The sequence below is a fragment of the Burkholderia sp. AU33803 genome, from assembly GCF_002223095.1.
Taxonomy (GTDB): Bacteria; Pseudomonadota; Gammaproteobacteria; order Burkholderiales; family Burkholderiaceae; genus Burkholderia.
On sequence record NZ_NKFJ01000008.1, the window covers coordinates 523,289 to 537,408 of the forward strand.

The following is a 14,120-nucleotide window of genomic DNA, read 5'->3' on the forward strand; positions in this document are numbered from 1 at the left end:
CGCGCAACCCGGCCCCTTGCGACGCATCGGGGTGTCAATCTCATCCACGGGGTAGCCCCGTAGTCCTGGAACATCGGCTGCCTGTTCCGGGCGTGTGCTTGACCCACCGGCCCGCGATACGACTTTAATAGCCGCGAACGCGGCGTGTCAAACCGGCGCCGCCGCGGCGCGCCGGATCGCGGCGAACGACCTACGCGTGCCGGGAAAACAGTTCGCGGTACGCGATCGGCGCGACGCCGACGCCGGCCATGTTGTTCAGCATCGTGGCCCAGGTCGCGTTGTCGACGCTGACCGGAAACGATCGCACGCGGTTGGCGAGCAGCCAGAAGGTGCGCGTCATGCCGTTGCTCATCGCGACTTCGTACCCGCTTCCCTCGAGCCAGTAACCGACCGGCGGCAGCGCCACCGGTTCGAGGCGGCCGGCCCGGAACGCGGCGGCGGCCGACGCGTACTTGCTGTCGAGCGGCATGACGCGGCGCGGCACGCAGTCCTGCGAATTCGGTTGCGGAAACGCCGGGCTTGTGCCGAGCCACAGGCCGTAGAACTTCTGCGCGTCGAGATGCACGACGAAGCGCTCCGTTTCGGCGGGCGTCGCCGCCATGTAGCAGTCGGCTTGGCCGGGAACGACGACGCGCCACGTCGCGCGCTGCGCGCTCAGGTCGACCAGCTCGCTCGGCAGCGGCCGCGGCTGGATGGGAGACGGTCGTCCCGCTTCGCGCAGGTCGCGCGCGCGATCGAGTCCGATACGAAGACGTGTCAGCATGGGCCCTCTCTTTCTCTCGTGATTTGTTCGAATGCGTCAGGGGCGGGCGATTACAGCGTCACGTGTTTGCAATCCGTGGGCCCGGTGTCCCGACGTTCCCGCCGTGGTCGGGAACTGGCGCATTGTAGCGTCTTTCCGGGTCGGCACGATTCAACTCGGCCGGCGCCGACTACAGCATCAACGGATGTGCGCCGCGCAGTTCGCGCACCGGACGAACCATACGTCCGAACGCTCGAACCCTCATGAACGCCCATGCGCTTCGCCTGCCATGCCCGTCACACCATCAACCCGCGAATCAACATTCCCCGCCGATTATTTGAATATCGAAACAATCAAAAACAAAAACAAAAACAACGAGCCGAAGAATTCAGGAAAATAAAATTCAAACAAAAAATTATCGAATTTGATTAACGATAAATTAATACGATTGGCGCCCTCAAAATCAAATAAATAGTCTGTGTTGTGCGCCGCAACACCGTGATTCAAAGATCAACGAGATACGGAGGCGCAGCACGAATCGCTTCATTCGTGCTTGGTCGCAAAGTTTCCACCTTGTCTGGCCACCGTTGATTTCCCGGCATTTGTGAATCAGCAATCCGGAAAGGCATATCCGTCTTTCCGGGCGTGACCGATATCGTCAAATCGCTTTATATCATTCAATACCAAAGGAAAGTCATGAAGAAGATTGCAACCGTGCTGTTTTCAGCACTGCTGCTCACCTCCACGTGCGCGTCCGCGCAGGCGCTCTGCAAGGCCGGCAAGATCGACAAGCTCGAAACCGACGCCACCGGCAACCTGCTGGTGACCATTAACGACGGCATCTATTCGTTCAACGCGAAGGAAGTATATGCAATTATTTACCAGGTGTATTCGGAGAACAGAAATCTGTTTATCTATGGCAATAATTGCGCGAATGGCTCGCCGGCAACCCGCTTTGCCATTCGCTAATCGACGTTAATCGCTCGACGATCATCAATACGTGGAGCCCGGGGCTGGATTGACATTCCGAATCCGGCGCCATCGCGGGCCGGGGTGTCGGCGCTGCGCGTCATGACAGCGGCATGCCCGCGGCCCGCCCCACTCCCGTTCCGGTATCCATGGAGTAGCCGCGCTTGCCGCGACGAGCCGAACGTTGTCGGGTATTTTTCATCCCGACCACCGCCGGCGCCCGCCAGGGCAGCGCCGACCCGACGAACGCAGCAAGCCCGCAATCGCGGGAAACTACCGCAGAAACGGCGCCAGCGCTTCGGAAGCTTCTGAGAACCGCTGCTCGAGAAAGTCGAGCAATGCGCGCACGCGTGGCGCCATATAAGGCGTTCGTTGAAACAGCGCGTTCACCGGCACGTCAGGGCAGCGCCACTCCTGCAGGAGCAACTTGAGCCGCCCGGCCTGAAGATCGGCGCCGATGTCCCAGATGGATTTCATGGCCACTCCGCGCCCCTCGATCGCCCATTCGCGGGCAAGCGAACCATCGTTGGTCTGACGCGAACGGTCGAGCGGCGCGGTGAACGACGCGGTTTCCCCGTCGCGCGCGAAACGCCAGTTGTTCGCCGCGCCGGCCGCCGAAGAAAGGACGATGCATCGATGCTCACGCAAATCGTCGGGATGGTTCGGCATCCCGTGTTCGGCGATGTAGTCGGGCGACGCGCATAGCGCGCGGCGATTGTCGGCCATGCGCTTGGCGACCATCGAGCTGTCCGCCGGCACGCCGAACCGGATCGCGAGATCGATATCGTCCTGCAGCAGGTGCGACAGCGAATCCGAGAGCACGAGCGTCAGCGTGACGTTCGGATGACGTTCGTTGAATGCGTCGAGCCATCGACGCAGCACGGTGCGCCCGAAATCGGAGGTGGCCGATACGCGCAACGCCCCGCTCACCGATGCACGCCCGGCCTGCAACGCCGCGCGCGCATCGTCCAGCGTTTGCAGCGCATGCTGGCAATGGACGAGATACAGACGACCTTCGTCCGTGAGGCGCAGCTTGCGGGTCGAACGCTCGAACAGCTGCGTGTGGAGTTCTCCCTCGAGCTTGACGAGCCGGGCGCTCGCCGCTGCGGGGGACAGTCCGAGCTTTCTGCCGGCCGCAGAAAGACTGCCCTGGCTTGCTGCTTCGACGAAAAGGCGAATGTCACCGAGATTGTCCATGGTCGCGTCGCGCGAAAGGAATGTTGGGTTGTGCCGCGCGATGCGCCGCGCGGACCGGGCATGGTAACGCGATGCGGACGGACGAGGAAAAGGCCGATCGGCAGGATCGGCCCCCACCCGCTTACCTGGCGACCAAGCCGAGCTGTTGCAGGAACGTCAGGTTGTCTTCGAGATGCCAGTTGTCAGTGATCTTGCCGTCACGAATGCGATAGATGTCCGTGGCGATGAAGTCGACCACCTGCCCCTTGCCCTGCACGCCGTTGAAGATGCCGGTGAAGTGACCTGTGAAGTGCAGATGGGTGACGACGCGATCGCCGGCGACGATCATCTGTTCGACGTCGGCGTGGACGTCCGGCACGGCGCGATGGAAGCCTTGCGATGCAGCCAGCGGCCCGGCGATGCCCTGCGGCCGACCGGCGGGCAAGGTGCGGTCGGTGAAATCGGCCGCCAGCGCCTCGCGGGCCTGGGCCTCGTCGCCCGTGCTCCAGAAGGTGTCGTACAGACGTGCCGCGCGAATCTGTTGCTCGGCCTGCTGCTTCGAGAAGCTCTTGTCGACGATCAGCGTTTTCGGCTGCACGAGATCGTCGCCGGTCGCGGCGACGGCAGGCAATGCGGCAGCAGCGGCGGCGGCGGCGGCGGCCAGCGCGATGCGGGAAACGGCGGAAAGGACGGTGCGGGTTTTCATGACGTGCTCCTTGAGTGAGTACTCGATGCTCGATGAACGGATTGGATCCGACAGTGGTGCGACTTGGGTCATTCAGGCTGGGAAGCGGGCGGTGCGATTCGCTTGTGCGGTCTCGCGTCGATCAAGCCGGGACGCGAAAGCGGTCACCGCAATCGCCATCAGCGTCACGGCGGCGGCCACGAGCGTGCCGCTGCGCAGGTGGGCATTGGCGAGAAATTCGGGGAACCGTGCGAGGCCTGCGCCAGGCGCGGCCACTTCGGCGAGCGCTTCACCGTGGTTGATGCGGAAGCGGGACTCGATGGCTCGCGCGACCGTTCGCCCGTGTTCGACGAACTCGAGCGGCCGGTCGCGGCCCGTGGTCGGCGTGCGAAACGCAATGACGCGATGCGTCCGCAAATCATCAACCGCACGAATCGTCGGATTGGCCACCAGGTCATCCGGATGCGCGCACAGGGTCAGCGCCGCTTCGCCGCTTCTCCGATACGACGGGCGACAAGTGAAGAGGCGTCGAGTGCCTTCGCACGATCGCACCTGTGCGAAGGCGCTCGGGCAGCCCGCTAGATCGTCTCGCTTTCGCGTACCGTAATCGGGCTTTGCAGTACGAACCGCGCAATGTCGTCCTTGCGCATGAACGCAACGCCCGGATGGGTCTTCGCATAACGCAGGAACGCATCCCATGCGCGCGTCATCTGCGGCGTGCCGCTGATACGGTCATGCGCGCTGATCGACATCATGCGCCGACGCGTTCCTGCTTCTTCGTACAGCTGATCAAAATCGAACTTGATCTGTTCTAGGAACTTGTCCGGCGAGTAATTGCGCCCCTCCACCAGCAGGATGTCGTTGTTGCGCAGCGTGTACGGAATCACGACGAAATCCTTGCCGTTGACCTTTTCGATGAACGGCTCGTCGCGGCTCGTATCGTCGATGTGATAGACGTAGCCCAGCTCCTGCAGCAGCGACAGCGTGTTCGGCCCGCGTCGCAGCCAGTTCGCGTTGTAGCCGATCGGACGTTGGCCCGTCACCTCCTCCACCATCGATCGCGCCTGGATCAGAAACTCGCGTTCCTGCGGTCGCGACATCGCGTACTGCGAGTTCCACGTCGGCCCATGGCCCGACGCTTCGTGGCCGCGCGCCACGATTTCGCGCGCCACCTGCGGATGCCGCTTCGCCGCCTCGCCGATCATGTGACTCGTCACCTTCACGTCGTGACGGTCCCATAGATCCAGCATTCGGGGAATGCCTTCGCGATACCCGTACGCAAACCACGCCTGCGCGGCAAGATCGGCGGGCACGCTCGCCGGGAAATCGACTTTCGGAAACGGGTTGTCGGCACCCTTCGGCGGCTGTCCGCCCGCCTCGAACTGCATCGAAATCGAAATGACCAGCCGTGCACCGTTCGGCCAGAATTCACCCTGTCCGGGCGCGGCTACCGCGGTCGATCGGGGGCTGCCCGTTTGCGCACCGGCCTGGGCGGATTGAAGCATCGCACCGACGGCGAACGCGCCCGCGCCGGCTCCGGCCTTGGCCAGGAACGAACGGCGCGTCGGTTGGTCGGGCGCCTGCCCGGCCGGATCACGATCCACGTGATCGACTTGAATTGCCATGGACAATCTCCTCATGACGCGCAAGCGCGTCGCTCGCACCGCAACGCGATGCATGATGACGAATGAACGGGTATGGAATGTCACGCAGATATGTGCGCGTTCAACCCATTGTCGGAAAGCGGCCCCGCTTTGAAAATGGGGCTCGAAATGAATAAACTTTCAATCCAGACCAAAAAATCGGTGTCCCGTCCGGATACGGCATGTCCGCTCGGCCTGCTGCGCTTCAATGCGTCGATACCCTTCGGTAAATGACGGTGAGCGCCGGCAGCAACGTCGGCGCCGTCGCATCGTGATGGCGATCCCTCAACCATCCGAACACGATCAGCCTCGCAAAACCGATCAGGTATCCGAATCAATTGATCGTCGCGATCCCCGCCACCTCGGCCGCGCCGGTCAATCGCATGGTCGGCAGGCGCCAAAACAGCGGCAATCGGTGCGATCGAGACATACGCACGATCGCTTGTCATGCCGACGATATCGGCCCTGCTCGCGCGACACCCGCAGTAATACGTGTCCGTTCAGGAACTTCCGGCTGCGGCGATCGACCAGGTCTTCAACCGACCCGGCCGCTACGCGATCGCACCGCCACCGTCGACCAGCACCGTCGAGCCGGTCGCGTACGGGGTCGACGCGAGGTAGAGCACGGCGTTCGCAACGTCCTCGGGTTGACCGACACGGCCGGCCGGCAGGCGCGCCGCGGCGCCTTCGTACATCCTGTCCCGCGCCTGCGCATCGAGCTTCGACCAGAGCGGTGTCGCGATCAGGCCCGGGGATACCGTATTCACTCGCACGGGCGACAGCTCGAGCGCGAGCCCCCGCGCCAGCGATTCGAGCGCCGCGTTGATCGCGCCTTGCAGGACCGAGGTCTTGCTCGGCCGCACGCTCAGGAAGCCCGACACGAACGTCAGCGACCCGCCCTGCCGAATGCGTACGGCCCGCGCGACGCGATAGGCTCCCCAGAACTTGCTGTCCATCGCCGCGTAGGCATCGGCGAGCGCGAGACCACGCACCGGCCCCGTGGGTGTCTGCGCGGCCGACACGACAACGTGGTCGAATTCGCCCGCCGAATCGAAAAATGCACGCACGCTCGTGTCGTCGGTCGTGTCCATCACACCGGTTCGCACGCCGTGACCGATCCTCGCTGCGCTCGCCGCCAGCTTGGCCGCGTCGCGCGACGCGATCGTCACGTGTGCGCCGCCCGCCGCAAAGGCCCGCGCGGCCGCTTCGCCGATCCCGGAACTTCCGCCGACCACCAGCACGTTTTGTCCATTGAATTGCATCGTTCGCTTCCTCCGATCAAAAGCGTGTTCCCAAGCATGAAGCCGTGCCCGTCACACGCGTCAAATGTGCTGAATACCGCTTGCGGCCGAGGATCGTCGGCCGCTCACGCCGAATCGCCGCTGTCGCCGGCGAAGCCGCCAAACACCATGTGTCTCGCGAGACGATTCGGCGGATCCGGTCATCCGTTAGCAATCCCGGGCTGCTCATCGGCCGCGAGCGTCGTCACGAATTCGACGGAAACCCCCGGCGCAATGGACACGAACAACTGAAGCTCATTGGACAACGGTACTTCGCTCAGCGAGTAGTCGATCCGACTGCCGGATAGTCGATCGATCAACGTCGCCCATTCGCGGTGTATGTCGACGCGAAGCGCAATGTGATCGATGCGCGGCGTGCTACGGCCTGCGTGCGCAGGTAGCGTCGCGCGCGTGATATGAATCATCGGGCGGCCATCGAGGTACAACCAGTAGCCATCCACCCTGAACGGCGGTCGAGGCCCGGTATCGAGACCGACGACCTCATCGAAAAAGCGGCGTGTACCGTCAATGTCATCGGTGACGATGGTGGCGTGGTCGAAATGCATGCTTCGTGTCCATGCGGGAAAGCCTGGAACGCATTCTGTCGCACGTCGGTCGGTCTTGATAATTGGCTTCGCCATTGAATGATCTTCAATGGCGACGAGAAGATTGGGACCGCTCGATGCCTGGGATCTCGGTTTCGCCGCACGCCAGCGGATTCACGAGACACGATCTCGCCGCGACGCCATGGGCGCACGACTTCGGCAATGCCGCGAACGGCATTCATGGTGCGGCCGTCGCAATGGGCGCACGTGTGCGGCCCGCGAGCGGCGCCCGACCCTACAGCACCTGCAGCACCTACAGCCCCTGCGGCGCATCGCGCAGCACGGCGCGCAGCGCGGTATCGAACGGCGTCGCGTGGTCGATCCCGGCGGCGCGCACGCGCGATGCGTCCAGGTGGCAGTCATATGGGCGCGGTGTCGCGTCGGTCGGCTGGTCGATTCGCTTGAGCGCGGCGTCGATGCCGAGCGCGGCCGCGATCCGCTGCGCGATGTCGTACTTCGTCATCGGCTCCTCGCCCGACCAGTGGCGGAGGCCCGTGATCGACGCACCCGCGAGATGGCGCAGCGTCAGGTCGCGGATGACGTCCGCGACATCCGGGGTATACGTCGGGTAACGGATCGCCCATGCGTCCATGCCGACAGCTTCGGCGCCTGGCTGCGCGGACGCGACGATCGCCGGCACGAGGCTCGTGACGGCCGATTCGCTCCAGTCGACGATCGGGCCGAACAGCAGCGGCAGGCGCAGCACGCACGACAGCGGCGACGCGGCGAGCAGGGCCGCCTCGCCTTCCAGCTTCGTGCGGCCGTAAATGTTCAGCGGGTTCGGTGCGGCGTCCTCGCGGTACGGGGCCGCCTTGCCGTCGAACACGTAGTCGGTGGAGATGCCGAGCGTCCATGCGCCGTAGCGCGCGGCGAGCGCACCGATACGGGCCTGGGCCGTGACGTTGATGGCGCGTGCGGCTGCGGGATCGCGTTCGCAGACATCCGGTCGGCGCTCGGCCGCGCAGATGATCACGGCGGCCGGTCGGCAAGTGGCGAAGAGGTGTTCGAGGGCCGGCTCGTCGAGGACGTCGAGTTCGGCGAGGTTTTCCGGAGGCAGCGCCAGGCGTTTGGCGCCCGCGCTTTGCGGGTTCCGGATGCTCGCGATGAGGTTCAGCGACGATTCACGCGCCAGCGATGCGGCAACCGCGCGGCCGAGGAGGCCGGCGGCACCGATGAGGAGGACGGTCGGGAGGTCAGTCGACGAGGTCGGATTTGGCATGGGCGGTCATTCGGATGACTGGGAAGTGCACGAGGTCGCGTTCGACGCTCGCGCTCGGGTCGCGGGGAGCATAGCCGAGTATGACAGTCGCTACATCGTGGCGACAGATCGGCAACCCCGCGACGGGCCCGCGTCACGTGAATCACGCGCGCCGCCGCCGGCGGCCGGCGCTCGGCACGGCGCGCCCGTCCACCGGGATGACGCCCGTCCTGCCGACGACGTCGACACGCCGCGCGGCCGCCCCTGCGCGCGGACAATCCGCGGCGCCGCCACCTCATGCACCTCGCCCAAAAGCAAAGCCCGGTGCGCTCGCACGCACCGGGCCGTCACCTCTGCGCAAAACCGCGCTCCGCGTTACTTCCGGTCGAGCGAATACCGCCCCGGCCCGGTCAGTGCGAGCAACAGCAGCCCGCCGATGATGCTCACGTTCTTGTAGAAGTTGATCATCGCCATGTATTGCTCCATCCCCTGCAGCGCCCAGTAGCGATGGCCGATCAACGCGGTCGCGAGCGTATAGGCGGCGAACACCAGTGCGAGCGGACGCGTATAGAAGCCGACCGCGATCAGCAGGCCCCCGGCCAGCTCGACCGCCACCGCGATCGCGGCCGCCAGCTCGGGCGCCGGGTTCCCCGTCGACGCCATATACGCGACCGTGCCCGAGAAGCCGCTCAGCTTCTGCCAGCCGAACAGCACGAACAGGATCATCAACAGCACGCGAGCCGCCAGCAGCAGCTCGTCCTTCTTCGATTCCAGCGAAACGTAACGCATGACAATCACCCTTGAATTGACGGTTTGATGCGTCCGGTGCCGATACGCGCCAATCGGCGCGCCAGGTCGGCAACGAACCACTCCTCGCACGATCGGACAGCAAGCCGGCTGGCCCGCCGCCGAAGAATCCGCCTGGTCACGCCGCTTCCGGCGCGCTCCGGATCGGTTCTGGCGAAGCACGGATGCAGTCTACTGTCCCCCCAATAATCATCAATCCGCCAAAACAAGATTCGCTGTCACGATCAAGTGGACAATAGGGCGCAACAAGGCCGCGAGGCAGCAGCCACGAATCCGATCAAATGAATCCGCCCTTACGTTTCAAGGACATGAAAACTGCCCATTCATCTCCGGCATCCGTATCCAGTCGATATTGAAGCGCCAACTAGTGATAACCGGCCGCATCGGAGTATCTCGATCGCGAGTCGACGAAACTTTATGTGCAAAAACCTGCCATCAGTGAATGAATTTTCAAACTCGACTTTCTTTCCAATCTGCGAAGCCCGCCTTCGGGGCAAAGACGTCTGGCCTGGAAATGCGTATTGGCAAACGAAAACGTTTCTCGGGCAAGCAGGTGGATGTCGTCCGCGGAGGATGCCGTCGTGTGGACAAGGATTCCAGCCCGATAGCGGCCGGGAAGAACACCTTCCTCGCACTATCGATCGATCCGGTGTTTAGCCGAGCAAGCGAAAAAGTCAATCAAACATTCACGCTCCCGGCAAGTTCTCAATTCCAGCAAAAAACCCTTAATAAATACGATAAAAACGGTACGCCGTTAACGGCAAAAAATCGCAAACCTTTAACCCCACTCCACCACCGCATTTCCGCCCACAATTTTCCCAACAATCATTACAAAAAATTACTAATTAATACAGATTTAAATATACGATAGCGCACGTCCTTACGTTTTCCCGACATTCCCCTGACGCCCGGAACGCGTCGCTCCGGGCGCGGCCCGCACGCGCCTCGACGCAGGCCGTCGACAGCCGCTCGTCACGGGAACGCCTTTCAACCGGAGACCCCCATGGCAACGAACATGTCCGTGAACAGCAGCGCGACCCCGAACAGCCTGTTGCAACAGGCGGCGCAATCGATCATCAACGGCTCGACCGGCAATGGGTCGATGGATGTCGGCTTGCTCGTCACGACGATGGTGAACGCGAAGACGGCCGGCCGGGCCGCGGCGCTCGCCGCGTCGCAGCAGACCGGCACCACGCAGATTTCCGCATTCGGCGCGCTGTCGTCCGCGCTGGGCGCGCTCGAAGCGAGCCTCGCCACGCTGGCGAATGGCGCGCTGCAGTCGACGTTCACCGCGGTCGCGAGCGGCAAGGGCCTGACCGCGACGCCGAGTGCAGGCGCGGTTGCCGGCACCTACACGATCGGCGTCACGCAGATCGCGACCGCGCAGTCGCTGGCTTCGTCGGGCGTCGACGGAAAGAAGGCGCTCGGCACCGGTACCCTGACGCTGTCGTTCGGCAACCAGTCGTTCAAAGTCGACGTCAACGGCACGAACAACACGCTGTCCGGCATCGCGGCCGCGATCAACTCCGCCTCGAACAACCCGGGGATCAGCGCGACGGTCATCAACGGCACCGACGGCGCACACCTCGTGCTCGCGTCGTCGAAAACGGGCTCGGCGAGCACGATCAGCGTCGCGGTCGGCAACGTGGCCAACGACAACGGCCTGTCGAACCTCGGCGTCACGTCGACGGCCGACACGACGGGCGGCCCGTCGAAGATCGACTCGGCGAACGGCGCGGCCGCTTGGCGGCAAAGCGCCGTCGCGCAGGATGCGAAGTTCACGGTCAGCGGCATCGCGTCGACCAGCGCGAGCAACACGGTGACGGGCGTGCTGAACGGCGTCACGCTGAACTTGTCGGCGGCCGCGGTCAGCGCAACCGATACGCAGACGCTGACGGTCAGCCCCGACACGAAGTCGCAGGCGGCCACGATCACGAATTTCGTGAACCAGTACAACGCCGTCATCAAGACGATGGGCGCGCTGTCGAGCTACACGCCAGGGGCGAGCGCGCAGGGCGCGCTGATCGGCGATTCGACGCTGCACACGATCCGCAACGCCCTCGCGTCGACCATCGCGCGCGGCGTTCCCAACAAGAACGGCGACGGGCACACGAACCTGGCGGCGATCGGCATCTCACTCGAGAAGGACGGCACGCTGAGGGCCGACAGCGCGAAGCTCGACAGTGCGCTGAACAACAACCCGTCGGGGGTCGCGCACCTGTTCAACGCGACGAACGGGGTCGGCAAGCAACTGACCGACCAGATCGCGACCTTCACGAAGCCGGGCGGGATGATCGACCTGCGCACGAGCGCGCTGGGCGCCGACCTGAAGCGCGTCACGCAGCAACAGACGAATCTGGCCGACTACGCCGCGCAACTGACCAAGCAGTACCAGGCGCAGTTCACGGCACTCAACGCGCTGATGGCCAAGATGAACTCGAACACGCAGTACCTGACGCGGCTGTTCGGCGGCGCCAACAGCAGCGGCACGCTGGCGAACAAGTGACGCGCGTCCGGGCCGACCGACGATCGTGGCGGCGGCCGCCGGTCAATGGATCGACCGGCTCGCGCCGCCACGCACGGTGTCCCGCGTGGAAGCCTCACTCACGCACGCCCGGCAGTGCGCGAGCATGCGCCGGGCTCGGTTCCCCGTCCCGCACCGTCAACCTCGGCCGCCCGCGCGCGCACGATTACGCGGCGATCCTCCGCCGGAAATGCTCGGTCCCGGCCACGATCTTGTCGAGCACCGCATCGAGCGCCCAGAACCGCTCACGCACGTCGTAGTCGATCACGCGGCAACGGATCGACGCGAAGGTGCCGATTCGCTGGTGATAGAGCTTCGCGAGCGCCGGGTACCCCAGCGCCTCCGACACCGCCGACACGACGAGGAACGTCGACAGCTCGTCGGCCAGCGCCGGATTCGACGCCCCTTGCGTGCGCAACCATCGGTACAGGTCCGGATGGAAGTTGGTGAACACGCCGTTGAAGCCGGCGGACCCCGCCTTCATCGCGTCCCACGCAATCGCGGCGTTCGCGTTGAGGATCTTCAGCGGCGAGCCCTCGGCAAGCGCGACGCGCCGCTTCACCGTCTCCAGGTCGCAGCTCACATCCTTGAGCATCACGAAGCGGCCCGTGTCGATGCACGCACGCAGTTCGTCATCCGACAGCAGCCGCCGGTAAGGCGCCGGGCACTCGTACAGCCCGAGCGGCAGGTCCGACGGCAAGCGCGCGAGCAGCCGGTGCAGATGGTCGAGCAGCGCGGCGCTGCCCTTGCGCTGCGGATCGAGCCGGTTGGTCACGAGCACGACGCCCTGCGCGCCCGATTCGGCCGCCGCGCACAGCTCGTCGGCCTGCGCGTCGAGATCGTCGCTGATGTGCCCGGACGCGACGACCGGCACGCGCCCGGCCACCCGCTCGACCACGAAGCGCGCGAGTGCCGCGCGTTCGGGCAGGCTCAGGAACTGCATCTCGCTCGACTGCGCGACCGCGAACAACGCATCGGCGCCGTGCGCCAGGTACCACTCGATGAGCCGCTCGAGCCCGGCGTAGTCGATCGCGCCGGCGTCGTCGAACGGCGTCAGCATCACCGGGACGATGCCCTCGATGGTCACGTTCGATTGCTGCGGGTGTTGCATCTGTTTCTCCTTGCTTCAGTGAAAGCGTGGCGCATGTCGCGTGCTCAGGCCGGCAACGGCCCGGGCGCGGCGTTCGCGGCCTGCTCGGGAATCGGCTTGCGCACCAGCAGCAGGTACGCCATCGCGCCCGCGAACGCGATCGCCGCCGCCGCCAGCAGCGCCGGCACGAACGACCACTTCTGCGCGATGATGCCCGTCAGGATCGGCGCGAGCGCGCCGCCGATGAAACCGCCGAAATTCTGGATCGCGCCGAGCGACGCGATGCGGCTCGGCGGCGCGGCCGCCGTCGCGAGCGCCCACGAACAGGCCGACGCCGCGTTGGCGAGAAAGATCACGACCGAAATGCAGGCGAGCGCCACCGTGTTGCTCTGCACGAGCGCGGCGGGAATCGTGAACGCGACCATCCCGAGCATCGCGACCACCACCGCATTGCGCCGGCTCACGACCGGCGAACGGCTGCGGCGCGTGACCAGGTCCGACAACCAGCCGGCCAGCAGCGAGCCGACGAACCCGCACAGGAACGGCACCGACGCGGCAAAGCCGGTGCGGATCAGGCTCATGTGCCGCTCCATCGTCAGATAGCCCGGCAGCCAGGTCAGGTACACCCAGTTCAGGTACACGGAACCGAAATAGCCGATCAGCATCCCCCAGGTCGTGCCGTGCGAGAACAGGCCGCGCCATTCGGCGAACGTCAGTTTCGGCGCCGCGACCGTGCTTTGCGCGTCGGCGTCGAGGTAGTTGCGCTCGGTGGCGGTCAGTTGCGCGCGCACCGGATCGCGATACAGCGCGAACCAGACGACGGCGACGACGAGACCGGCTGCGCCCGTCGCGATGAACGCCCAGCGCCAGTCGAACGACGCGACGAGGATCGACAGCAGCAACGGCGCGAGCGCGGTGCCGAGCGGCGACGCGGCGTTGAAAATGCCGGTCGGCGTGCCGCGTGCGCGCAGCGGGAACCAGTTGCTCACCACCCGCGCGGCCGACGGGAACTGCGGCGCCTCGCCGATACCGAGCACAATGCGCGCGACGATGAACCAGCCGAAGGTCGATACGATGCCGCCCGCCGCTTGCGCGATCGACCACACGATCAGGCCGATCCCGAGCAGCCGGCGCGGCCCGATGCGGTCGACCAGCCCGCCGACCGGGAACTGGCACAGCGCGTAGCTCCACGAGAAGGCCGACAGCAGCAGCCCCATCTGCGCGAGCGACAGGCCGAGATCGGCGCGGATCGCCGAGCTTGCAACGGCCAGCGTGCCGCGATCGAGGTAGTTGACGATGCCGCTCACCATCAACAGCGCGAGCGCGATGCGTTGCCCGCGCCGGATACGCGGCGGGGCGGGCGGAACGGTCGGGGTTTCGTTCATTGCGGTTGTCTCCATG

General features: G+C 65.0%; 15 protein-coding genes. 3 read left to right on the plus strand and 12 right to left on the minus strand.

Translation table 11 applies throughout. The features are described 5' to 3' along the window. Positions 1–190: 190 nt before the first annotated feature. Positions 191–763 (minus strand): Osa protein, encoded by a 573-nt coding sequence (locus tag CFB41_RS33855; RefSeq protein ID WP_089459620.1) that lies wholly within the window; start codon positions 761–763, stop codon positions 191–193. A gap of 675 nt (positions 764–1,438) precedes the next feature. On the opposite strand from CFB41_RS33855, the gene CFB41_RS33860 reads away from it, so the two are divergent. Then, positions 1,439–1,711, plus strand: a complete 273-nt coding sequence (locus CFB41_RS33860; RefSeq protein ID WP_089459621.1) for a hypothetical protein — start codon at positions 1,439–1,441, stop codon at positions 1,709–1,711. A 273-nt stretch (positions 1,712–1,984) separates the two neighbouring features. Here CFB41_RS33860 and CFB41_RS33865 read toward each other — a convergent pair whose 3' ends face one another. The 9 genes from CFB41_RS33865 to CFB41_RS33900 form a co-directional block, all read right to left on the minus strand. Beyond that, the gene (locus CFB41_RS33865; RefSeq protein ID WP_089459622.1) at positions 1,985–2,908 is read right to left on the minus strand and encodes a LysR family transcriptional regulator; all 924 of its coding nucleotides are present in this window, start codon (positions 2,906–2,908) and stop codon (positions 1,985–1,987) included. A 121-nt stretch (positions 2,909–3,029) separates the two neighbouring features. Continuing rightward, positions 3,030–3,593, minus strand: coding sequence for an ester cyclase (locus tag CFB41_RS33870; protein WP_089459623.1), 564 nt, complete (start codon positions 3,591–3,593; stop codon positions 3,030–3,032). 72 nt (positions 3,594–3,665) lie between these two features. After that, on the minus strand, positions 3,666–4,124 hold the full coding sequence (locus CFB41_RS33875) for a LysR substrate-binding domain-containing protein (protein WP_089459624.1): 459 nt from the start codon (positions 4,122–4,124) through the stop codon (positions 3,666–3,668). A 26-nt stretch (positions 4,125–4,150) separates the two neighbouring features. After that, positions 4,151–5,191, minus strand: a complete 1,041-nt coding sequence (locus CFB41_RS33880; RefSeq protein ID WP_373558641.1) for a polysaccharide deacetylase family protein — start codon at positions 5,189–5,191, stop codon at positions 4,151–4,153. A gap of 86 nt (positions 5,192–5,277) precedes the next feature. Beyond that, positions 5,278–5,664 (minus strand): hypothetical protein, encoded by a 387-nt coding sequence (locus CFB41_RS38390; RefSeq protein ID WP_179250278.1) that lies wholly within the window; start codon positions 5,662–5,664, stop codon positions 5,278–5,280. A gap of 102 nt (positions 5,665–5,766) precedes the next feature. After that, on the minus strand, positions 5,767–6,477 hold the full coding sequence (locus CFB41_RS33885) for an SDR family oxidoreductase (RefSeq protein ID WP_089459626.1): 711 nt from the start codon (positions 6,475–6,477) through the stop codon (positions 5,767–5,769). Between the two features lie 179 nt (positions 6,478–6,656). Then, positions 6,657–7,061, minus strand: coding sequence for an extradiol dioxygenase (locus CFB41_RS33890; protein WP_089459627.1), 405 nt, complete (start codon positions 7,059–7,061; stop codon positions 6,657–6,659). Positions 7,062–7,353: 292 nt separating this feature from the next. Beyond that, on the minus strand, positions 7,354–8,319 hold the full coding sequence (locus tag CFB41_RS33895; RefSeq protein ID WP_089459628.1) for an SDR family oxidoreductase: 966 nt from the start codon (positions 8,317–8,319) through the stop codon (positions 7,354–7,356). Positions 8,320–8,673: 354 nt separating this feature from the next. Beyond that, complete coding sequence (locus CFB41_RS33900) at positions 8,674–9,087, minus strand: DoxX family protein (protein ID WP_089444519.1); 414 nt, start codon at positions 9,085–9,087, stop codon at positions 8,674–8,676. 460 nt (positions 9,088–9,547) lie between these two features. Between CFB41_RS33900 and CFB41_RS37925 the strand changes: the two genes are divergently transcribed. Beyond that, positions 9,548–9,976, plus strand: a complete 429-nt coding sequence (locus tag CFB41_RS37925; protein WP_144029988.1) for a hypothetical protein — start codon at positions 9,548–9,550, stop codon at positions 9,974–9,976. 132 nt (positions 9,977–10,108) lie between these two features. Continuing rightward, positions 10,109–11,611, plus strand: coding sequence for a flagellar filament capping protein FliD (gene fliD / locus CFB41_RS33905; RefSeq protein ID WP_089459629.1), 1,503 nt, complete (start codon positions 10,109–10,111; stop codon positions 11,609–11,611). Positions 11,612–11,795: 184 nt separating this feature from the next. On the opposite strand, the gene CFB41_RS33910 is transcribed toward fliD, so the two are convergent. Both CFB41_RS33910 and CFB41_RS33915 read right to left on the minus strand, forming a co-directional pair. Continuing rightward, positions 11,796–12,740: a dihydrodipicolinate synthase family protein gene (locus CFB41_RS33910; RefSeq protein ID WP_089459630.1), complete on the minus strand. Its 945-nt coding sequence runs from the start codon at positions 12,738–12,740 to the stop codon at positions 11,796–11,798. A 44-nt stretch (positions 12,741–12,784) separates the two neighbouring features. Beyond that, the gene (locus tag CFB41_RS33915) at positions 12,785–14,104 is read right to left on the minus strand and encodes an MFS transporter (protein WP_089459631.1); all 1,320 of its coding nucleotides are present in this window, start codon (positions 14,102–14,104) and stop codon (positions 12,785–12,787) included. Positions 14,105–14,120: the final 16 nt, after the last annotated feature.